Origin of the sequence: Nocardia jiangxiensis NBRC 101359, from assembly GCF_000308615.1 — a bacterium.
Lineage (GTDB): Bacteria > Actinomycetota > Actinomycetes > Mycobacteriales > Mycobacteriaceae > Nocardia > Nocardia jiangxiensis.
On record NZ_BAGB01000170.1, the window covers coordinates 55,480 to 75,534 of the forward strand.

At 66.9% G+C, this 20,055-nt stretch carries 19 protein-coding genes and 1 pseudogene; 7 read left to right on the forward strand and 13 right to left on the reverse strand.

The features are described 5' to 3' along the window. The first annotated feature begins 140 nt into the window (after positions 1–140). Positions 141–1,028: a phytanoyl-CoA dioxygenase family protein gene (locus ON40_RS43240; protein WP_040831561.1), complete on the forward strand. Its 888-nt coding sequence runs from the start codon at positions 141–143 to the stop codon at positions 1,026–1,028. Positions 1,029–1,037: 9 nt separating this feature from the next. Here the strand turns inward: ON40_RS43240 and ON40_RS43245 are convergent, their stop codons facing one another. The 3 genes from ON40_RS43245 to ON40_RS43255 form a co-directional block, all read right to left on the reverse strand. Beyond that, complete coding sequence (locus tag ON40_RS43245; protein ID WP_040831666.1) at positions 1,038–1,913, reverse strand: class I SAM-dependent methyltransferase; 876 nt, start codon at positions 1,911–1,913, stop codon at positions 1,038–1,040. Between the two features lie 278 nt (positions 1,914–2,191). Continuing rightward, positions 2,192–2,758, reverse strand: coding sequence for a hypothetical protein (locus ON40_RS43250; RefSeq protein WP_040831562.1), 567 nt, complete (start codon positions 2,756–2,758; stop codon positions 2,192–2,194). Positions 2,759–2,954: 196 nt separating this feature from the next. Beyond that, positions 2,955–3,515, reverse strand: a complete 561-nt coding sequence (locus tag ON40_RS43255) for a PadR family transcriptional regulator (protein ID WP_051194485.1) — start codon at positions 3,513–3,515, stop codon at positions 2,955–2,957. A 27-nt stretch (positions 3,516–3,542) separates the two neighbouring features. Between ON40_RS43255 and ON40_RS43260 the strand changes: the two genes are divergently transcribed. From ON40_RS43260 to helR, 3 genes are all read left to right on the forward strand, one after another. Continuing rightward, complete coding sequence (locus ON40_RS43260) at positions 3,543–4,193, forward strand: DUF3159 domain-containing protein (RefSeq protein WP_218008975.1); 651 nt, start codon at positions 3,543–3,545, stop codon at positions 4,191–4,193. Positions 4,194–4,235: 42 nt separating this feature from the next. Then, entirely contained in the window at positions 4,236–5,624 is a 1,389-nt protein-coding gene (locus ON40_RS43265) for a carotenoid oxygenase family protein (RefSeq protein ID WP_040831669.1), read from the forward strand. Positions 5,625–5,969: 345 nt separating this feature from the next. Then, a complete protein-coding gene (gene helR / locus ON40_RS43270; RefSeq protein WP_174435117.1) occupies positions 5,970–8,162 on the forward strand; it encodes an RNA polymerase recycling motor ATPase HelR in 2,193 nt (730 codons plus the stop codon). A gap of 93 nt (positions 8,163–8,255) precedes the next feature. Here helR and ON40_RS43275 read toward each other — a convergent pair whose 3' ends face one another. After that, on the reverse strand, positions 8,256–9,599 hold the full coding sequence (locus tag ON40_RS43275) for a cytochrome P450 (RefSeq protein WP_040831563.1): 1,344 nt from the start codon (positions 9,597–9,599) through the stop codon (positions 8,256–8,258). 102 nt (positions 9,600–9,701) lie between these two features. Here ON40_RS43275 and ON40_RS43280 point away from each other — a divergent pair, with 102 nt between their 5' ends. Together ON40_RS43280 and ON40_RS43285 are read left to right on the forward strand one after the other, a co-directional pair. Then, positions 9,702–10,313 carry a TetR/AcrR family transcriptional regulator gene (locus ON40_RS43280; protein WP_040831564.1) on the forward strand — a complete coding sequence of 204 codons (612 nt, stop codon included), beginning with the start codon at positions 9,702–9,704 and terminating at the stop codon, positions 10,311–10,313. Positions 10,314–10,422: 109 nt separating this feature from the next. Further along, positions 10,423–11,415: a small ribosomal subunit Rsm22 family protein gene (locus ON40_RS43285; protein WP_051194508.1), complete on the forward strand. Its 993-nt coding sequence runs from the start codon at positions 10,423–10,425 to the stop codon at positions 11,413–11,415. Positions 11,416–11,948: 533 nt separating this feature from the next. On the opposite strand, the gene mftF is transcribed toward ON40_RS43285, so the two are convergent. The 7 genes from mftF to mftA are packed head-to-tail and all read right to left on the reverse strand — an operon-like array spanning position 11,949 to position 17,641. Then, positions 11,949–13,361 (reverse strand): mycofactocin biosynthesis glycosyltransferase MftF, encoded by a 1,413-nt coding sequence (mftF, locus tag ON40_RS43295; protein WP_051194486.1) that lies wholly within the window; start codon positions 13,359–13,361, stop codon positions 11,949–11,951. Further along, entirely contained in the window at positions 13,358–14,170 is an 813-nt protein-coding gene (locus ON40_RS43300; RefSeq protein ID WP_040831567.1) for a mycofactocin-coupled SDR family oxidoreductase, read from the reverse strand. Before ON40_RS43300 ends, mftF begins: the two co-directional genes overlap by 4 nt. Beyond that, positions 14,157–14,810 carry a mycofactocin biosynthesis peptidyl-dipeptidase MftE gene (gene mftE / locus ON40_RS43305; RefSeq protein WP_051194487.1) on the reverse strand — a complete coding sequence of 218 codons (654 nt, stop codon included), beginning with the start codon at positions 14,808–14,810 and terminating at the stop codon, positions 14,157–14,159. Before mftE ends, ON40_RS43300 begins: the two co-directional genes overlap by 14 nt. Before the next feature lie 2 nt (positions 14,811–14,812). Beyond that, positions 14,813–15,988 (reverse strand): pre-mycofactocin synthase MftD, encoded by a 1,176-nt coding sequence (mftD, locus tag ON40_RS43310; protein WP_040831568.1) that lies wholly within the window; start codon positions 15,986–15,988, stop codon positions 14,813–14,815. A gap of 15 nt (positions 15,989–16,003) precedes the next feature. Next, positions 16,004–17,206: a mycofactocin radical SAM maturase gene (gene mftC / locus ON40_RS43315; protein WP_040831569.1), complete on the reverse strand. Its 1,203-nt coding sequence runs from the start codon at positions 17,204–17,206 to the stop codon at positions 16,004–16,006. Then, complete coding sequence (mftB, locus tag ON40_RS43320) at positions 17,203–17,526, reverse strand: mycofactocin biosynthesis chaperone MftB (RefSeq protein ID WP_245568254.1); 324 nt, start codon at positions 17,524–17,526, stop codon at positions 17,203–17,205. Before mftB ends, mftC begins: the two co-directional genes overlap by 4 nt. Further along, the gene (gene mftA / locus ON40_RS49415) at positions 17,516–17,641 is read right to left on the reverse strand and encodes a mycofactocin precursor MftA (RefSeq protein ID WP_063713219.1); all 126 of its coding nucleotides are present in this window, start codon (positions 17,639–17,641) and stop codon (positions 17,516–17,518) included. The genes mftB and mftA overlap by 11 nt, the downstream gene beginning before the upstream one ends. Positions 17,642–17,736: 95 nt before the next feature. On the opposite strand from mftA, the gene mftR reads away from it, so the two are divergent. Next, the gene (mftR, locus tag ON40_RS43325) at positions 17,737–18,354 is read left to right on the forward strand and encodes a mycofactocin system transcriptional regulator MftR (protein ID WP_040831571.1); all 618 of its coding nucleotides are present in this window, start codon (positions 17,737–17,739) and stop codon (positions 18,352–18,354) included. Positions 18,355–18,498: 144 nt separating this feature from the next. Here mftR and ON40_RS55850 read toward each other — a convergent pair. Both ON40_RS55850 and ON40_RS43330 read right to left on the reverse strand, forming a co-directional pair. Beyond that, positions 18,499–18,654, reverse strand: a pseudogene (locus ON40_RS55850) (helix-turn-helix domain-containing protein); the annotation flags it as partial. 111 nt (positions 18,655–18,765) lie between these two features. After that, entirely contained in the window at positions 18,766–19,824 is a 1,059-nt protein-coding gene (locus ON40_RS43330; RefSeq protein WP_040831572.1) for an NAD(P)H-dependent amine dehydrogenase family protein, read from the reverse strand. Positions 19,825–20,055: the final 231 nt, after the last annotated feature.

Consider the following 20,055-nt stretch of genomic DNA (forward strand, 5'->3'; position numbering starts at 1 on the left):
GCGGATCGGACGAGACGACGTACTCGCTCGATCCGCTTCCACGCGTTGACGATTCGTCGGGGATGTCTTGCGCTACCGCGCAGGGGAATTCACAATGATGTGGGCCGATCGGTTCGTCCGCACTGCGTGAGGAGCATCCCGTGACCTCCCCACATCCGCCGAATTCCGTCGAAGTGATCACCGGTCTGGACGATCTGCGGGTGGATCTGGCGCGGCGGCACCGAGCGACCGTCAGCGCGGCCTGGACGATCGATCCGGCGGTGGCGGCGGCGGATCTGGCGGCCGTCGAGCGGGACGGGTACGTCATCTGGGAGAACCTCATCAGCCCTGCGGAGTGCGAGCGGCTTCGTGCGGCGCTCGCGCCGCTGCTCGGCCGGACCGGCCGCAATACCTTCGAGGGGGAGCGGACCAGGCGGGCGTACAACCTGGTCGACAAGACGCGTGCCTGCGACGGGCTCGTCGAGCATCCCCGGGTGCTGGCCCTGCTCGATCGGCTGTTGCTGCCGAATTATCTGCTCTCCCAGCTCCAGGCGATCGAAATCCTGCCCGGTGAGCGGGCGCAGTTGCCGCATCACGACGACGGTTTCTATCCGGTGCCCCGGCCGCGTCCGGCGCTCAGTGCCGCGACCATGTGGGCGATCGACGAGTTCACCGAGGACAACGGCGGCACGGTGCTGCTGCCCGGCAGCCATCGCTGGGATGGCGAACGGCAACCGGCGCAGTCCGATGCCAGGGTCGTCGCGCGGATGCCCGCCGGATCGTGCGCGTTCTACCTGGGCACGCTGTGGCACGGCGGCGGCGAGAACCGTTCGGCCGCTGCACGTCTGGGCCTGACCGTGCAGTACTGCGAGCCCTGGCTCCGGCCGCAGGAGGCGTACACACTGGCCGTCGGTCGCCGCACCGTTCGGGCGGTGTCGGAGGATATGCGGCGGATGCTGGGGTACAGCATCCATCCGCCGTTCATGGGTGCGGTCGACGGCATGCACCCCAAAAGAATTCTGGAACAACAGGATTCAGCAGGGGAGTGACGGCGGGGGTCAGGTGGCCACCTTGCGAAGCGAGATGCGGTACAGCACCAGATGTTCGGCCTCGAACTGCCGGATCGAGGCCTCGAGATAGCGTTCGTACGCCTGGGTGACGGTCGCCCCGGCGATCCGCTCGGCCTCGACGCGTTGTGCCCGGAGCCGTCGCAGCCATTCCGCACAGGTCCGCGCGTAATCGAGACGATCGTTGACCAGCGAACGGAATTCGAAGAGTTTCTCTGCCGCGTGGGCGAGTTCGGCCAGCCGCGGCGGCTCGGATTCGGGGAATATCTCGTTCGCCAGGAACTGCACGTCGGTGAGTGAATCCGGGCCCAGCGGCCGGTTGCCCTTGCCGATCGTCTGGATCACCAGCGCGCCACCCGGGTGCAGGATGCTGTGACAGTGTGTGAGGAACGCGCGGTAGGCGTCGGTGCGTTCCTTGCGCGACAACCCGAATCGCACGAAGTGCTCCAGCGCGCCGACGCAGAAGATCGCATCGTACGGCCGGTCCGGGCCGTGCGCGTTCCAGTGCTCCAGACGGATGTCGATCCGATCCGCGGGATGTGTTCGGGCGTAGTCGTATTGGTCGCGGCTGAGGGTGAGTCCGGTGATGTGGGCCTGCGGGTGGCGATCGGCGATCGCACGTGCCAGGCTGCCCCAGCCGCAGCCGATGTCCAGGACCCGTTCGGCGCCGGTGATGCGGGCCTGCGCGATGAGGTAGTCGAGTTTGCGACGCTGGGCGCGGTCCAGGTCGTCGCCCTCGGCCCACAGCGCGCACGAATAGGTCATGCCCGCATCCAGCCAGAGTCGATAGAATTCGGTGCCGACGTCGTAGTGCTGCCGGACCGCATCCGGCGAAGCCCCTTGGTACTCTTGGATTTCCGATGCCATGACGAGTCTCCGCGATCTGTGATTCGGTGCCCGTGTGATCGGCACCCGGGCACGGCGCAGCCGCATGAGCTTCGATGCGGCTGTTTCCGTGGATGATTCGGATAGTCGGGGGCGTGAGAGCCCTGCGCCGAGAATGATGGCTGTGGGGAATGTATCCCGATGGGTCGTGGTGGGATCAGGGTGGCGCCGTCAGCTATTTTACGGCCGAAAGGTCGTTCTCGTCCAGGTGGAAGGATCCACCGAATTGCCCATGGCACACCGGATTCCGGTCTCGGTACTCACTCCACGAGTCCGTTGACGCAGTATCGCGAGGTAGGCCAGGTGTACCGGTGGTGTGAGCCGGGGGCGACGGTCCAGTCCGACATGGGTGCCGCGGTGCGCCAGAAGGTGTTGCCGTTGAACGGAACGGCCTCGAAGACGTAGTCGGTCCCAGGGATGAGTGCGGCGTCCCCGACGCAGTAGTCGAAGAAAGATGTCCCGGGCTGCCATGCCCCGACGCTGTATCCCTGGGCGGCAGCGGAATTCGCGCCGGGACTGTCCACGGTGTCCGGATGTCCATCCGCGGCACCGCGATTCCAGCGCGGTGCGCCGAAAGCATCGGTTGCGCAGGTGAACGGCCATCCGCCCGCATGCACCGTGACGCCGGACGGATAGGACCTGCCCGCCCATTGGCACGGCACGCTGACCCAGGCATCGGCCGAAGCCTGATTCGCACCGACGCCCACTCCGCACAGGCTCGCCAGCATCGTGACCAGTGCGCCGAGCGTCCGGGTCCCGCCCGCGGTTCGAAATCGATTGTCGGCAAGGTTTTTCGGCCGATCCGTCCGGCCGTCGTCGATCGTCACAGTTGTCTCCCGTGATCGGGTGGCTCGCTGCCGATGCGGCGGGCGGCCACTTGATGTGCCGCTGCACAGCGTTACATCGATCAGCGGCGTGACCAGGGCTGGGGACGTTGTAATGATTGTTTCTCCCGTGTCCGGGAGCGTCGACGGCGGACTCTGTCGATGTGCCGAAACCGTTCCGCCGGTGGAAGTTTCGGCGCTACCCGTGCTTCGGTGCGGAACTGCCCGCCGAGCGGGTCCGGTGTCTGTCGGTGATCTGCTCGCGGGCCCATTGCGCCCATTCCAGGTTCATCGTCCAGTAGCGCTGACCCCATTCCAGGGCGAACCGGCCGTATTCGGAGAAGTCGTTACCGCTCCATTCGGTCGACTTCTCCAGGTTGACCAGGTCCTCGTACTGAGCGTGGGCGCGTTCCTCGATGGTGGACAGGTGGTCCAGGGCCTCCTGGCGCGGGAGGCGGCCCAGGAAGAACACCCGCAGGAGCATGTCGTTGCGCGCGGGAGGACGTGCCGGGGCCGCACGGAGCCATTCCTTGAGTTCGGCGTCGCCCGCCGGGGTGAGTTCGTACTCCTTGCGCCGGCGCGGACCCTCCTCCGCGGCGGTGATCAACCCCTCGCCGGCGAGTTTCGTCAGCTCTGTATACACCTGGGTCTGCGATGCGGACCATACGTTCGCGAGCGATCCAGCGAACCGTTGCAGCAGGTCGTAGCCGCTGGCGGGGCGATCCGCCAGCAGACCCAGCAGGGCGTGTCTGAGGCTCATGACAGGAGCCTACATTACGGACTTGACATGTCCGGACCGGAGTATCAGGATAAGTGCACATTCCGGCACCGGAATATCCGCAACCAACATGTCCGCTACGAAATATCCGGAGACTTCATCATGTCCTTCCTGCGCACCTTCGCCCCCTGGATCGTGTACGCGGTTGTGCCGTCGCACTACTGGCAGTGGGCCGCGCTGATCGCCGCCTGCATATCGCTGATCGAGATATTCCGACTGGTCAGGGCCGGTCGCGGCGTGACCGGAATGGTTATCGACCTCGGCTCGGCGGCGTTCTTCATCGCCTTGACGATCCTGGCTTTCGTCGACCCGAACACCCCGCTGCACCCGTACTCACCGGCGATCTCGAGCGGTGTGCTGATGATCGTCGCGGGCATCTCCCTGCTGGTCCGCACACCGTTCACGCTGCCGATCGCCAAGCAGTCCACCCCGCCGGAGCTGTGGTCGAATCCGGCATTCATCCGGGTCAACTACATCATCACCGGTGTCTGGGCCGCGAGCTTCACCATCGGCTGCCTCCTGCTGGCGATCCTGGCGCACACCGACACCCCGCGCACCGTGGTGCAGGTCGCCGCGTTCGCGCTCCCGGCGCTGTTCACCCTGCGGTACACAGCACGTGCGCAGGCTGCCGCCAAGGCTGCGAATCCGTCGATCGCCTGAGACCCGACCTGTCCCGATTCACTTGTGAAGGAAGTGCTTTCGATGACCACCACGGCTCCCCACCTACTCGGCGGCTTCGCCCCGGTCACCACCGAACTCAGCGCAACCGAGCTGCCGGTATCCGGCGCCATCCCGCCCGAGTTGACCGGCTGGTATCTGCGCAACGGCCCGAATCCGCGCACCGGCGTCTCCGCGCACTGGTTCGTCGGCGACGGCATGGTGCACGGCGTGCGGCTCGAAGGCGGTCGTGCGGTCGCGTATCGCAATCGCTGGGTCCGCACCTCCATGTTCGCCGCGGATCCCCACCGCGACAACGGAACCGGCCACCGCGATCTGGCGTTCGGACAGGCCAATACGCATGTTGTCCGGCATGCCGGACGCACCTTCGCGCTGGTGGAATCCTCGCTCCCGTACGAGATCGACATGCGGCCCGGACACGAACTCGCCACCGTGGGCACCTACGACTTCGGCGGCCGGTTGCACACCGCGATGACGGCCCACCCGAAGATCTGCCCGATCACCGGCGAACTGCACTTCTTCGGCTACGGCGCGACCGAACGCCCGTTCCTGACCTATCACCGCGCGGATGCGAACGGGAATCTGGTCTTCACCCAGCCGATCGACGTGGGCGCCCCGACGATGATGCACGATTTCCACCTCACCTCCGGACATGTCGTATTCATGGATCTGCCGGTGGTTTTCGATTCGGCGCGGATCCGGGCGGGCGCACCCGGCATGCCCTACGCCTGGCAGTCCGAATACGGTGCGCGCCTGGGTGTTCTGGACCGCGCGAATCCCGACGCTCCGGTGCGGTGGTTCGAGATCGAGCCCTGCTACGTCTTCCACGGTCTCAACGCGTACGAGGATCCGAGCGGGCAGGTGCTGACTCTGCAGGTCATCCGATACGACCGGCTGGGTGACGGGGTCGACATGAATGCCCGGGGGAGTCTGTGGAGCTGGACGATCGATCTGAGCACCGGCACGGTGACCGAGCGCCCGATCGACGATCGTCATGCGGAATTCCCGCGCATCGATGACCGGCTGGCCGGTCTGCCCGCGCGGTTCGGTCACGTCACCAGTACGGTCGCATCGGCGTGGACGGGCGAATCCGAAGGGCTCGGCGCGCTGCACCGCTACGACCTGCAGTCCGGCGACGCGACCAGTTACGTGTTCCCCGGCGGGCGCAATCCGTCCGAGGCGTCGTTCGCGCCGGCCGACGATCGGCCCGGCGGTCCCGGATGGCTGCTGTCCTATGTCTACGATCCGGCGACCGACCGGAGTGATCTGGTCATCCTGGATGCCGAGGATCTGGCGGCGGGACCGGTGGCGGAGATTCATCTGCCGCAGCGGGTGCCCGCGGGATTCCACGGCAACTGGCTGCCCGATGATCCGGCGCTCGTCTTCGGTGAGGTTCCGCCCGACGCCGCGTGACGGACTCTCCATGATCATCGGCCCGCCGCATTCGCTAGCGGGCCGATCGTCATTGCCTGGACATGCTTGTGGGCGTTGACCATCCGACGAGACACCCCCGGACCGTCTGTACGGGAGGGGCATTCGCGCATGACGAAAACGATGCCGAATTTCTCGATGATCGGAATTTCGTGCCGCAGATGTGTTCCGGGGCAGACGGATACGAGTTCGAAAAGACCCGTCCATTTCCTTCCCGTTTTATTGTACAACGCACACCGGGGCTTGCGGCAAGGCCCCGTACATGCTGCACAATCGCTGGCCGAGGCGACAACCTGCAGGTGGTCGGGTCAGGAAAGTGAGGGGCGTGTGGCGGCACAGGGGTACGACGAGGAATTGCGAGCCGAACGGGAATATGTGGACGGGCTGTACGCGCGCCTGGATGCCGAGCGAGCGCAGACCATGCGGCGCTACAGCGCGGCGCTGCGCGGGAACGGACTGTCCCCGGTGGATCGCGACGTGGAGGTGCGCACACTCGCCACCCAGGTGAAACGACTGGACGTGGCGGACAACAAACTGTGTTTCGGCCGATTGGACACCGTATCGGGCGAGCGCGCGTACATCGGGCGGATCGGCCTGCTGGACGCGGACAACGACTATGAGCCGGTGCTGCTCGATTGGCGTGCGCCCGCGTCGCGCGCGTTCTACGTCGCCACCGCGGCGACGCCGGAGAATATGCGCCGGCGTCGGCAGTTCTTCACTCGCGGGCGGCAGCTGGTCGAATTCACCGACGAGGTGTTCGGCCGGCCTGGTGCGGGCGAGCGCGGGGACGCGGCGCTGCTCGCGGCCGTGAACGCACCGCGCGGCGAGGGGATGCGCGACATCGTGGCCACGATCCAGGCCGAACAGGACGAGATCATCCGGCTCGATCACGCGGGTGTGCTGGTGATCGAGGGCGGGCCCGGGACCGGCAAGACCGTCGTCGCGCTGCATCGGGTCGCCTATCTGCTCTACACCCAGCGCGAGCAGATCGAACGGCACGGTGTGCTGGTCGTCGGGCCCAATTCGGCGTTCCTGAACCACATCGGCCGGGTGCTGCCGTCGCTGGGCGAATCGGATGTGGTGTTCACCACGACCGGCGATCTCGTGCCCGGTCTGCACGTCACCGCGCAGGACACCCCGACCGCGGCCAAACTCAAGGGTTCGCTGAAGATCCTGGACGTGCTCGTCGCCGCGATCGCCGACCGGCAACGGCTGCCGCAGGATCCGATCACGATCGAGCTGGCGGATGTGACGGTGCGGATCGACGCCGAGACCGCGCAGTGGGCGATCCAGGAGGCGCGCGAGAGCGGGCTGCCGCACAACGAGGCTCGCCGGGTGTTCCGGGAGATCGTCGAATGGGTGCTCACCGAACGCGCCATCGGCCGAATCGGCAAGGGTTGGTTGACCCGTGGAGATCGCGAAGCCTGGGAGCAGTTGCGGGGTGATCTGCTCGCCGAGCTCGCGGAGAATCGCGAATATCTCGCGGCACTGGACGAACTCTGGCCGATCCTGACGCCGCGGGAACTGCTGGCATCGCTGTACAACTCGTCCGAAAGGCTGTGTGCCGCAGGCGCGGACGAGTCGCTGTGGCGAGCCGACGGTGCGGCCTGGACCGTTTCGGACGTACCGCTGCTGGACGAGCTGGTCGATCTGCTCGGCTCGCACGAACCGAAGGATGATTCGTCCGAACGCGAACGTCGTGCGCAGGCCGAATATGCCTCGGGCGTACTGGATCTCATGACGGGCCGCGAGGATTCGATGGACGACGAGGACCACCTGTACGCCACCGATCTGCTCTACGCCGAGGATCTCGCCGACCGGTTCATCGAACGCGATACCCGCGAACTCGCCGAACGTGCTGCGGCGGACCGTGATTGGACCTACCGGCACGTCGTGGTCGACGAGGCGCAGGAACTGTCGGAGATGGATTGGCGGGTGCTGATGCGCCGCTGTCCCGGTCGATCGTTCACGGTGGTCGGCGATCTCGCGCAACGTCGTTCGCCCGCGGGCGCACGCTCCTGGGACGCGATGCTCGCACCGTACGTTCCGGGGCGTTGGGCGTATCGATCGCTGTCGGTGAACTACCGCACCCCGGCGGAGATAATGAGTGTGGCCGCCGCACTGCTCGCCGATTTCGCGCCCGACGTCCGGCCGCCGGAGTCGGTCCGGGCGTCCGGCGTACAGCCTTGGGCGCGGCAGGTCGATGCGGACGGATTGTCCTCGGCCATAGCGGAATTCGTTCGCGACGAGGCGGGTCGTGAGGGAACCGGTGTCGTCATCGGACCGCCGGATGTCCCCGGAGCGGTGACGGCGTCGGACACCAAGGGCCTGGAATTCGACGCCGTGCTCGTCGTCGAGCCCGAACGGATCCTCGCCGACGGACCTCGTGGTGCGGCCGAACTCTACGTCGCTCTCACTCGCGCCACCCAGCGGCTGGGAGTCCTGCACCGTGGACCACTGCCGCGCGCCCTGGCGGGCCTCACCGCAATGGCCGCGGCGGTCACCAGCGGGGCGATGTAGCGCCGACGGCCGACCTTCGCCGGGCGCGGAACTCGGCGGAGGTCGGCTTCGGTCGCATTCCGGTGCACCGAGGTCGGGCTGAGCGGCGGATCCTCAGTTGCGTCTGAAGGTGATGGGCAGGCCGTCGCTGGGGAACGGCAGGGAGTGGTAGTCGATGGGCGCGACGTAGCCGGGATCGACGCTCCAGTGATAGTCGCGCAGCAGCCGGTGCATGATCGACTTCACTTCCAGCCCACCGAAATGCATGCCGAGACATTTGTGTGCGCCGCCGCCGAAGGGCTCCCAGGCGAAGCGGTGTGATTTGTCCTCGCGGCGTTCGGGGCCGAAGCGGTCGGGATCGAAAGTGTGCGGATCGGACCAGTACTGCGACATGAGGTGGGTGAACTGGATCCCGATCACCACGTCGGTGCCGGCCGGGATTCGAACCCCTTGGATCACAGTGTCTTTCACCGCATGACGGACCAGGACCGGGACGGGTGCGCGCAGTCGCAATGCCTCGCGCATGACCAGATCGATGGACTCCAGACCCTCGAGTTCGGTCATCGACGGAGCCGGGCCCAGTGCCCGCGCCTCGGCGCGGCAACGCTCCTGCCACTGCGGATGCTGGCCCAGATACTGCAGGATCGTGGAGGTGGTGATGGTGGAGGTGTCGTGCGCGGCCATCATCAGGAAGATCATGTGGTTCACCACGTCGTCGTCGGTGAACCGGGCGCCGTCCTCGTCCTCGATATGGCACAGCACCGAGAAGATGTCGTCGGTCTGCTCGGCTCGCCTGGCCGGCAGATAGTGCCGCAGGAAATCCTCGAGCACCTTGCGACCGCGATAGGCTCTGCCCCAGCGCGTGAACGGCACGTTGCCGCGCACGATCCCGGTGGCGGCCTGCACGCAGGCGATGAACGCCTTGTTGACGCGCTCCATCTCGGCCGGGCCGGTATCGGCGGCGCCGCCCATGAACAGATCCGCGGCGATGTCGAGGGTCAGCTGCTTGAGCTTCCAGTACGACGGGAAGGCTTCGCCCGCGTCCCAGTGCGCCACACCCTTTTCGATGGCCGGGTGCAAGCGCTCGGTGTATGTCTGGAGCCGAGGACGGGTGAACGCCTGCTGCAAAATCCGGCGATGCCGCTTGTGCTCGTCGAAATCGATGAGCATGAGCCCGCCGTGGAAGAAGGGGCCGACCAGCCGCGACCAGGCAGGCCCGTTGGCCAGCGCGCCGTCCTTGTTCGTCAATGCCGCACCGCATGCGTCAGGGCCGAGCAGCAGCGCCGATGTTCGCCCGAGTGAGTACATCGGTGCGACCTGCCCGTAGTGATCCCATTCGCGTTGGAATACGGCCAGTGGATCTTTGGTGTACTCCAGCAGCGTCCCGATCACCGGTAGGCCGCGGTCCTCGCGGCGCAGGGTCGGGATCGGTCTGGTCTCCAGCGTGCCGGCTGTCATCAGGATTCCTCAGCTTTCTGTGATGCTGCTCACGCATAGCCTGATTCAGGAAGGATGTCCTGTCAACCTTGGCGTTCGTTTTCGCTGTGGCATGCTGAGGCCATGGCCGTGCAGTCAGGGGTCTATCGCGGAGCCACCGCCGCCGAGCGCGCGACCGAGCGTCGATCGCGCCTGCTCGAGGCGGGGTTGACGGTGTGGGCCGATCCGTCGAGCCGGACCACGATGACCGCGGTCTGTGCTGCGGCCGGGCTGAGCGAGCGCTACTTCTACGAAAGTTTCACCGGACTCGACGCGTTGCTCGAAGCGGTGCTGAACGAGATCGCGGTCGAAATCGAGGAGATCAGTCGCAGCGCCGCGGACGCCGCCGGGGAGGATCCGGAAGCTCGCATGCGAGCCTCGATCTCCGCGTTCGTGCAGCTGCTGGTCGCGGACCCGCGCAAGGGGCGGGTCGCCATCGTCGAATCGGTGGCGGTACCCGAATTGCGCCGCAGGCGTACCGAATTGCTGCGTCACCTGGCCCACGAATCGGCGGTCGACGTGCGCTCCTGGATCGGCGACTCGGGGCGCAGCCGGATCGCCGACGAAACCTCCGGTCTGCTGTTCATCGGCGGAATGGCCGAACTGATCACCGCCTGGCTGGACGGTGCGATCGAGGCGACTCCCGAGGAGATCGTCGAGGCCGCCTGCCGTGCGCTGTTCGGTCTGTATCGGTGAATCGACCGGCACGATCGCTGGAGCATCAGGGCGGGGGTCGTGTGCTGGGCCTGCGTGTGCCGCCTGACAGAATGGCGGTCCGGCCAGCACATATGAAGGGATGTTCAGGGTGGATCTGCCTGTCGAACTCGTCCGAGGGCTCGAACGGGCATGTGCGGGAGTTCCCGAGCGGCAGTTGGCCGTCTCGGTCGATCGGTTGATCTCGCGATACCGGGATCCCCGCCCCGCCGCGACGCCGATCCTCGGTTCGCCTGCCGATGTGACGGCCTACGCGGCTTACCGCATGCCCGCGACCTGGGCGGCGGTTCGCAACGCGCTCGGGCAGTTCCACCGGCTCGCACCGGACTTCCAGCCGCGGTCCTTCCTCGATATCGGTGGCGGCACCGGCGCGGCGCTGTGGGCGTCGGCGGATGCATTTCCCTCGTTGACCGAGGCCGTCGTGCTGGATCAGGTGGACGAGGCGCTGCAACTCGGACGACGTCTCGCCGCCGGGGCGGCCGAGGCCGTGGTCCGTTCCGCGGTCTGGCGTCTGGGCATGGTCACGGACCTGCGGACTTCGGACCGGGTGGATCTGGCCGCCGTTTCCTATGTGCTGAGCGAACTGTCGGACACGGATCAGGCGGCGGTGGTCGCACAGGCGTCCGAGGCCGCGGAGGTCGTACTCGTCATCGAGCCGGGAACCCCCGACGGCCACCGCCGAATCCTCGCCGCCCGAGAATCTCTGATGACCGCCGGCCTCACGATCGTCGCCCCCTGCCCCCACCAGACGCCCTGCCCGCTCGCCGAGGGCTCCGACTGGTGCCACTTCAGCGCCCGCATCAACCGAACCTCCTTGCACCGCAGGCTCAAAGGCGCCGAACTGAGCCACGAGGACGAGAAATTCTCCTACGTCATCGCCTCCCGCACCCCGCACCTCCAGGCTCGCGGCCGCATCCTCCGGCATCCCCTCAAGCGCAAGGGGTTGGTCACGCTTCAGGTCTGCACTGCCGAGGAGGGCGTCGTCCCGACGCTCGTCTCCAAGAGGCAGGGCGAAACGTACCGCCGCGCACGGGATGTGCAGTGGGGCGACGCGTGGCCGCCTGGTTCTTCGATCGTTTCCTGACGAACGTGATCTGTCCGATAGATTTGTGTAGCAGAGGTTTCCGCGCGACCGGTGTGGCAAATTCATCGCTGCATCGTGGCATGACCTGGTCTGCAAGATAATTCGACGGAAGAAGACTCTTTGCGGGTGAGATGGAAGCTCGTTGGATCCGTTGCCGGCTGCCGTAGCAGGCAACGGACGGGGGAAGATTTCTCGAGGGGGATTCGAGATGAGATATGGTTTCGATCTGGCCGTGAGCGGCAGAGGCGGGCGGCCGACCGGGTATTCGTACCTCGCTCAGGAGTTGGCTTCGCTGGCTCGGTCCGGTGGTTTCGACAATCGGCCGGTGCTGGATGATGCCGATGTCTACTGTGACGCGGTGGTGGATCTCAGCGCATTCATGGGATCAGGTGGGTCGGACAGGTCCGCAGCACGGGAAGTCACCGAGTCCGTCGAGCCGGAATCAACTACGCCACATAGTGAGACGATTCACTGGGTGCCGGGCGGCGACTCGAAGAGAACCGAGTCGTAGCTTCGCCGAATTCACACGTCGGTCATTTCGTTCCGCGTTGGTTTCGAAGTATGTGGGGGAGAAGGCATTTGGGGGAGCGGTGGCGGAGGGCTCCGCGCCAGACGCCGAGGGCGTAGGCGGCATCGTCCAGACGGTGGGCCAGGAGGTGGGTTGCGGGGTTTCCGGACGGGGTGTGGGAGCGGTATTCGGTGATGGTGTCGATGACGATCGCGGCGGTGGTGGCGCGGCGGGCTCGGCGGGAGAACGGCAGGGCGAGAAGGGTTATCGGAAGCCAGTGGCGTAGGAGAAGGGCCGAGGTCTGGCGGAGGGTGTCGGTGGCGGCGCGAGTGGTGAGTTCGGCATGTAGCCGTGGCGGTGCCTCGACGCTGCGTAGGCGGTGGTGGATGTGCCTGGCATGGGCTAGGAATGCGATGGCCGAGAGCCTTGTGGCCCAACGGTTTTGCAGGAGAAGTCCGGCAGCGGCGAGGGCGAGGGCGGGAGGTAGAACCGCCGGTGCGACCTGTTCGCCGTGACGGTCGGCGAGGGGGGCAGCGCTGGTTCCGTAGAGATACTTTCGGGTGAGCCAGGGGCCCGGGGTGCGGCGGTGTTCGTGCCGGACGGTCACGTCGGCGACATAGCGTACGAGTGAGCCGTTGCGAGTCAGACGCCAGATGAGATCCACGTCCTCGCCGACGCGCATGGATTCGTCGAAGCCGGAACCGAGCGCGTCCACGCGAGCGAGCAGACAGGCCGCGGGCACCCAGCCGACGCGGGAAAGCGGTTGTACGACAGCGGAGGTGGGGCCCAGGTCCAGTGAGGAACGGGTGTTCTCGTAGCGGGTGATCCAGTTCGCGTCGGAATCCTCCAGGCCGAGGATGCGTGGGGCGACCGCTACGACACGCGGGTCGGCGAACTGGGTCAGCAGGCGTTGCAGTTCGTCGGCGGACAGTACCGTGTCCGCATCGCAGAATGCTACGAAAGGTGTTGTCACCGTCCGTAAACCGATATTTCGCGCGGCGGCGGGACCGGCGTTGACTTCCAGTCGCACGAGTGTGGCGTCGAACTCCTTCGTGACCTCGGCATGGGCGAGCGGATCCGGTGAGGCGTCGTCGACCACCACGACCCGCACGCCGGTGAGGCCCGCCAGCAGCCGTCGGAGGGGGTCGGGCGAATCATGTACCGGCACAACGACGGTGAGCCGATCGAGCAGCACCGAATCACCGGCCGAGGCGATCTGCGCGAGCCCGAGTCCGAGCAGTGAACCGGCCAGGCTCGCCGTCACCGCGTCGGAAACGGTGAATTCGCCTGTGTCACCGAGGATTGCGGCGGCAGCTGGACGTAGTTTCAACAGCCTGGTAGGGCTGCCGCCGAACAGCAGCCGACCCTCGGCGAATCTGCGGACGGTCGCACCGAGCCGGATGACGGTGCCCACGGCGAGCCCGGACGAGCCGCTCACGTGCCGAAGCCTCCCTCGGCCCGCACCACCGACCCGTTCAGCACCGCACCCTCCGCCGAACAGCAGAAGACGATGGTCGCGGCGATCTCCTCGGGTTCGAGTACCCGCCGAAGACCTTGGTGCGCGGCGAGTTCGGCCGGATCGTCGATGTCGTCGTAGAGGGCGGCGGTGGCGGTGAGCATTTCGGTGCGGGTCGCGCCGGGCGATACCGCGACCGCCGACATTCCGGTGCCGACCAGATCGGCCGACAGGCCCCGCACGATCCCGATGACGGCGTGCTTGCTCGCCGCGTACCCGGCCAGGTGGAACAGACCCCGCTCGCCCGCCGCCGAGGCGACCGCCACGAATCGGCAGCCGGCGGGATCCGGCCCGGCCAACATGACCGGAACCGTCGCGGCGGCGGTATTCCACACGCCCATCGCGTTCACCTCGAGCATCGCCCGCACATCGGATTCGGTTGTCTCCCACTGCGGTTGACCACCGGCGATGATCCCGGCCGCGGCGACGGCCGCATCGAGCCGCCCGAATCGAGACAGCGTCTGCTCGACCGCGTCCCGAAGTTGTTCGGGCTCACGCACATCGCACACCACCGGCAGAATCCGATCCGGATCCGTCGCCGCCACCGCGGTCAGTTCCGCCGGGGAGGCCAGCGAATACCGCACCCCGGACGAAGCCGGTCCGGACCCGCAGGCATCGACCGCGGTCACGTGGTAACCCCGGCGCACCATCTCGCGCACGGTGGCCGCGCCGACGCCGCGTGCGGCGCCGGTCACGAAGGCGACCCGCCCGGGGCGTTCATCCAAGCTCATCGACAATCCTCTGCACCATCCGATCGACCAGTCCCGCACCCGCCCGCGCACTCGCACCGGCCGGATCGCCGAGTACGCCGTTGGGTGATACCGCACGAACCCCGTTGCGCCGCAGGCGATCCATCAGCTCGGGGAGCGGCTCGACATTCCCTGCGGCGGCCTTGTCCAGCGCGACGTCGCCGGGGGAGAGGTACAGCATGATCGAGGTCTCGGTATATCCGGCGTGCGCGTCACCGGCCGCCGCGCACGGTAGCCAGCGCGCGTTGTGTCCTTCCGCGCCAAGGGTTTCCACGGCCGCGCGCAGCGCCGCGACATTGCCGCCGTGTCCGTTGACGAACACGACCTCACCCGCCCACAGGGCCAGCGAGCGGGTGAGTTCGACGATCATCTCGGTCAGGACGGTCGTCCCGACCGAGAACACCCCGGGAAACCCCTGATGCTCGCCGCTCGCGCCGAACGCGACCGCCGGAGCCACCCAACTGCCGGTCCGCTCGCCCACCCGCTGCGCGACCGCGGTCGCGATGACGGTGTCGGTGGACAGTGGCAGGTGCGGGCCGTGCTGCTCGGTCGCGCCGACCGGCACGAGCACCCTCGGGCGCTCGGGCAGGTCCGGATAGCGTGCGGCGGCGAGCGCAGGCATCCTCAGCCGCCGAGCGTCCGGGTGAATCCCGGCTGCACGATGACGTCCTCGGGGGTGAGTTCGTGGATGGAGGATTTGCCCAGGCCCAGGAGCGCGGAATCGATTCCGCCCCGCAGGATGTCCAGGACGTTCTCCACACCGGCCTGCCCGTTGGCGGCCAGGCCCCACAGGTACGCGCGCCCGATCATGACCGCCCGCGCACCCAGGGCGACGGCCTTGACCACATCGCTGCCGCGCCGGATTCCGCCGTCCAGCACGATCTCGATCTGATCGCCGACCGCGCCGGAGATGGCCGGCAGGCACCGGATCGGGGCCGGGGTGCTGTCCAGGTTGTTACCGCCGTGGTTGGACACCGAGATCGCGGTGACCCCGGCATCGACGGCGCGTCGGGCGTCGTCGATGCGGCAGATGCCCTTGAGCATGAACGGGCCGTCCCATTCCTTGCGCATCCAGGCGATATCGTCCCAGGTCGCCAGCGGCGTCTGCATCCACTCGTAGTACGCGCCGAAGAAGGTCGGCGGTTTCTCCCCGGGTGCAGCGAGATTCGGTGTGGTCAGATCGGGAATCGTTCCGGCCTTGGCGAATTCGTAGGCCCAGCGCGGCCGGGCCAGTACGCTCAGCGCGTTCTGGCGCATGGCCTTGAAGTCGAGCTTCTCCGGGATGGTGGGCGAACCCCAGTCGCGGCCGTTGGAGAACGACCAGTCCAGCGTCGCGATCAGACCCTTCGCCCCGGCGTCGCGGGCCTCGTGCAGGCGGCGGGACATGGTGTCGCGGTCGCCCATCCAGTACGACTGGAAGAACGTCTGCGGATTCGCCTCGAGCACGTCCGAGAGCGGTTTGCTGGCAAACGAACTCAGTCCCATGGCGGTGCCGCGGGCGGCCGCGGCGCGGGCGACGGCGACCTCACCGTCGGGGTGCACCGCTTGCACGCCCGTGGGGGAGATGATCACCGGCAGCGAGATGTCCTGTCCGAGAACGGATGTGGACAGATCGCGAGTGTCCGACAACCCCGCAACGTGCGGTGCGAATCCGAGTTCACGGAACGCGGTGGTGTTGTCGTCGTAGGACACGCCCGCCTCGGAGCCGGCCAGCAGCGCGCTGTACACGGATTTCGGCAGACGTTTACGAGCGCGGCGCTGTGCTTCGGCCACGGTCTCGAACCAGGCATTGCGGGGCATAGGGGGAAATCCTTGTCAGACTGGGCTTTCGGAGCAGGCGCGGCTGGGCATGCTGATCGGCATTCCCAGTGACACGCCCCGCTTCTTGCCGGTTCGGGAGTGGTCCTGCGAGGGTTTGGGCGTCTCGCCCGGGGTGCGGTCCGCCAGCAGTGATTCGCCGTATCCCTGCACGCATTCGGGATCCGGGCCGTCCAGCGGCAGACCGGTGAAGAACTTGGCCGCCATGCAGCCGCCGCGGCAGGCATCGTAGAAGTTGCAGGAGGCGCACGCGCCGCCGCCGGTGGGCCTGCGCAATTCCTCGAACAGCGCGGATTCCTGCCAGACACTGGCGAATCCGCCGTCGGTGAGCAGGTTGCCCGCCTTGAAGGTGTCGTGTATGGCGAACGGGCAGGCGTAGACGTCCCCGACCGGATCGATCAGGCACACCACTCGTCCCGCACCGCACAGGTTCAGCCCCGGCAGCGATTCGCCGAAGGCGGCCAGGTGGAAGAACGAATCGCCGGTGAGCACCGATTCGCCGTTGGCCATCAGCCAGTCGTAGAGCACGCGCTGATCCGCGGCGGTGGGATGCAGTTCGTCCCAGGTGTCCGCGCCGCGGCCGGACGGGCGCAGCCGGGTCAGGCGCAGTGTCGCGCCGTAGCGGTCGGCCAGTGCCTGGAACTCGTCCAGCTGATTGACGTTGTGCCTGGTCACCACGACCGAGATCTTCGCGTCGCGGAATCCGGCGTCGGCGAGGTTCTGCAGTGCGCGGGTGGCCATATCGAACGATCCGGGGCCGCGGACCGCGTCGTTGACCTCGGCGGTCGCGCCGTCGAGGGAGATCTGCACGTCCACGTAGTCGGTGGCGGCGAGTTTCGCGGCGCGTTCGGGGGTCAGGCGCACGCCGTTGGTGGAGAACTTGACGCCGACATCGTGGGCGACGGCGTAGTCGAGCAACTCCCAGAAGTCGCTGCGGACGGTGGGCTCGCCGCCGCCGATGTTGACGTAGAACACCTGCATGCGCTGCAGCTCGTCGATGACGGCCTTGCACTGTTCGGTGCTCAGCTCGCGCGGGTCGCGCCGTCCGGACGAGGACAGGCAGTGCACGCAGGCCAGATTGCAGGCGTAGGTCAATTCCCAGGTCAGGCAGATCGGGGCGTTGAGCCCGCGTTCGAACTGCTCGATCAGCCGGGGGACGGGTGCGGGAGCGGGGGCGGGATCGGGAAGCAGAGTCGTCATGGAGTGCGGGCCTCCGGCTTTCGAGGGGTGATCATATTGCTGCGCGCCAGAGCGGCGAGCGCGGACACATACCGTTGCTGCTCGTTCGCCGGAACGCCGGCGCGGTCGATCGCGGACAGCGCCGAAGGGCATTCGGCGAGCTGTTCGACGACGCCGACCAGCTGCACCGACTTCAGGAACGACAGCTTGCGTGTGTGGAAGTCGTAGGCCAGCGCCCCGAAGGGCTCGCTGCGAAGCGAGACCGTCGGAGCCAGCTGCCACGCCGACCGGGCATCGAATGCCCCTTCGGCACAGGCGTTCTCGTTCACCTCAGTAGACACCGCACATGCCATCGATCGAGACGTCCTCGACGAGGCTGTCGGCGGGGTCGAGCTGGACCTCGGCCTGGGTCTGCTGGGCGGCCGTGCCGTATTCGGTGCGGTTGTGCTCGCTCATGACGCTCCTTCAGAGTGCTGAATGTGTGATCTGGATAATAATGGCACCGGAGGCCATAATGGAAGGGGGTCGACGAATTCTGCTAACTTCGCTGAGTGAGCGATCGAGTGCGCAAATCGCCGGGCAGACCCCCGGCCACCGATCACGGAGCGATCGAGGCGGTGGCCTTCCGCCTGTTCGCCGAGCGCGGCTTCGACGCGACGTCACTGGACGACATCGCCGCGGCGGTCGGAGTGGGCCGCCGGACCCTGTTCCGCTACTACAAGTCCAAGAACGACATCCCCTGGGGGCAATTCGACGCCAGTCTCGTGCATCTGGCGGGGCATCTGGACGATATGCCCGAGGACGTGCCGGTGCACGAGGCGGTGCAGCGGGCGGTGATCGAGTTCAACCGGCTGGATCCCGACGCGGTCGCCTCACATCGGCAACGGATGCGGCTGATTCTGGCAACGCCTGCCCTGCAAGCACATTCGGTGCTGCGCTATCAGCAGTGGCGAGCGGTGATCACGAGTTTCGTGGCGCGACGGTTCGGACTGGATCCCGGAGATCTGTTGCCGCGCACCGCCGGTCAGGTGACGCTGGCGCTCGCGCTGAGCGCGTACGAGCAGTGGCTGGAGGACGCGGACTCGTCGCTGGACGCGTTGCTTGCGGCGACGTTGTCCGCGTTGAAGGCATATCTTGCTGCGGGCGTGGAGGATTCGGTCGATCAGTGACCGAATGCCTGCGGACGCGCAGGGGTTTCTTCCCGCTGAGCGCTCCTCAGTGAGCCGCTTCGACAACTCACCGTCACCGATCCGCTGCCCGGCCTCGAACGCTTCCCGCCGCGCCCGCAACGCGTCGTTGTACACCACCCGCGCACATCCGAACGCCTTGGCCAACGCTCGCTGCTGCCCTGTAGTGGGATACGCACGGAAGTGGTATCGAAGCTGCACGGCCCCAACGCTATCAACGGGGTACGACAGAATTCGCGTACGCAGAATCGGTAGGCGCTGCGAGTTCCGCTCCACGCTCACTTGGCTACCGGCACTTCGGCGAACAGATGCGGGGCCGCGCGCTGGATGTCCACGCGGATGCGTGCATTCTGGCGGTCTCGCAGCGACGACTTCTCGACGCCGCCCGGGGCTTCAGCCGTGCGTGGCGGCCAGATCCGGATGCGCGCGTCCGGCGACCACCGGCAGGTCCAGGCAGGTTCTGATGCCGGGCTCGGCGGCGCAGACGTACGGGATCGAGTTGACGCAGTGGTTGGCGGTGGCCACGATGCCGGGATTGCGGCGCAGGCCCTCCGCGATGCTGGTGGGCTGCCAGCCGTGGATGACCACGAATGTGTCCGGATCGCCGTGGATTTCGATCTCGTAGCGCTCGCCCTGCGGGCCGAACTCCCACGCCGGTTCGAGGTTCTCCTCGCCCATCAGCCAGTTGACCGCGATCCGCACGACGACCTGCTCGCCGATCGTCGCATCCCACTGGAACCGTTGGGCGGCAACCTTTCCCGGCTCGATGACGCCCATCGGCGAGTCGATCGGGGCAGTGGCGACCGCGACCTGGTGCGAGGTGCCGATCGTCGCCTCGGCGAAACCGAGTGTGTCCAGGCACATTCGGACCGACTGGGTGAATCCGCCGGACAGCAGACCGAGCATCGGGCTCTTGTGCGCCTCGTCGGGGGTGCCGCCGAAGCCCATCACCCAGCGCAGCACATCGGGCGCGTTGTAGGTGCGCATATCGGAGAACTCCTCCGCACGCACCGAGGTGACCGCCGAGGACATCGCCGAGAGCACCAGGGGATGCAGTTCGGTGGTGCCGCCCGGGTTGATCCCGGTGCCGTGCAGGGTGACGCCCGCGTCCACGGCCGTCTGCGCGAGCGCGGCATCGCGTTCACCTGGATAGAACCAGCCCACCGGGGTGACGACGTTCTTGCCCGAGCGCAGAATTCGGGTGACCTCTTCGGTATTCGGCACCAGCGGGGTGTAGACCACCGCATCGGCGTCGAGCGACAGGATCGCGTCGATGTCGTTCGACGCGGTGACCCCGAGCGGATCGATGCCCAGGATCTCCCCGACATCCTTGCCATTCTTGTCCTCGGAATGGACGTAGCATCCGGCCAGTTCGAGTTCCGGATGCCGCAGCACGGCCTCGATCGCGGCCTTGCCGACGCCACCGGTCGCCCACTGCACAACCCTGAGCATGAGCCCTCCTCTGCGATAGCAATTCTTCCAGTGAGACGGTCTCGCCCCGGGGCAGTCTGGCATCAGTGCGCGCGCTTGGCTACCGGTCCGCTTCCGGAGATTCGCGGAAATATGCGGCGACAACTGGGCTTTCGGGTCGTGGATTCGTTCGCTTCTCCCGGATTCGCTTCGGGCGTAGATACTTTGGCTGGTCCTGCCGACCAGGCTTGCTGAGGTGCAGGTCAGGGGGAT

Bases quoted from the DNA above. Each gene is read 5' to 3' on its own strand.
- mftA (WP_063713219.1), bottom strand. From the start codon at position 17,641: ATGAGCGAGCACAACCGCACCGAATACGGCACGGCCGCCCAGCAGACC.
- ON40_RS43300 (WP_040831567.1), bottom strand. From the start codon at position 14,170: ATGAGCTTGGATGAACGCCCCGGGCGGGTCGCCTTCGTGACCGGCGCC.
- ON40_RS43275 (WP_040831563.1), bottom strand. From the start codon at position 9,599: ATGACAGCCGGCACGCTGGAGACCAGACCGATCCCGACCCTGCGCCGC.
- ON40_RS43265 (WP_040831669.1), top strand. From the start codon at position 4,236: ATGACCACCACGGCTCCCCACCTACTCGGCGGCTTCGCCCCGGTCACC.
- ON40_RS43255 (WP_051194485.1), bottom strand. From the start codon at position 3,515: ATGAGCCTCAGACACGCCCTGCTGGGTCTGCTGGCGGATCGCCCCGCC.
- ON40_RS43260 (WP_218008975.1), top strand. From the start codon at position 3,543: ATGTCCGGACCGGAGTATCAGGATAAGTGCACATTCCGGCACCGGAAT.
- ON40_RS43330 (WP_040831572.1), bottom strand. From the start codon at position 19,824: ATGCTCAGGGTTGTGCAGTGGGCGACCGGTGGCGTCGGCAAGGCCGCG.
- mftC (WP_040831569.1), bottom strand. From the start codon at position 17,206: ATGACGACTCTGCTTCCCGATCCCGCCCCCGCTCCCGCACCCGTCCCC.
- mftD (WP_040831568.1), bottom strand. From the start codon at position 15,988: ATGCCCCGCAATGCCTGGTTCGAGACCGTGGCCGAAGCACAGCGCCGC.
- mftE (WP_051194487.1), bottom strand. From the start codon at position 14,810: ATGCCTGCGCTCGCCGCCGCACGCTATCCGGACCTGCCCGAGCGCCCG.
- ON40_RS43245 (WP_040831666.1), bottom strand. From the start codon at position 1,913: ATGGCATCGGAAATCCAAGAGTACCAAGGGGCTTCGCCGGATGCGGTC.
- ON40_RS43280 (WP_040831564.1), top strand. From the start codon at position 9,702: ATGGCCGTGCAGTCAGGGGTCTATCGCGGAGCCACCGCCGCCGAGCGC.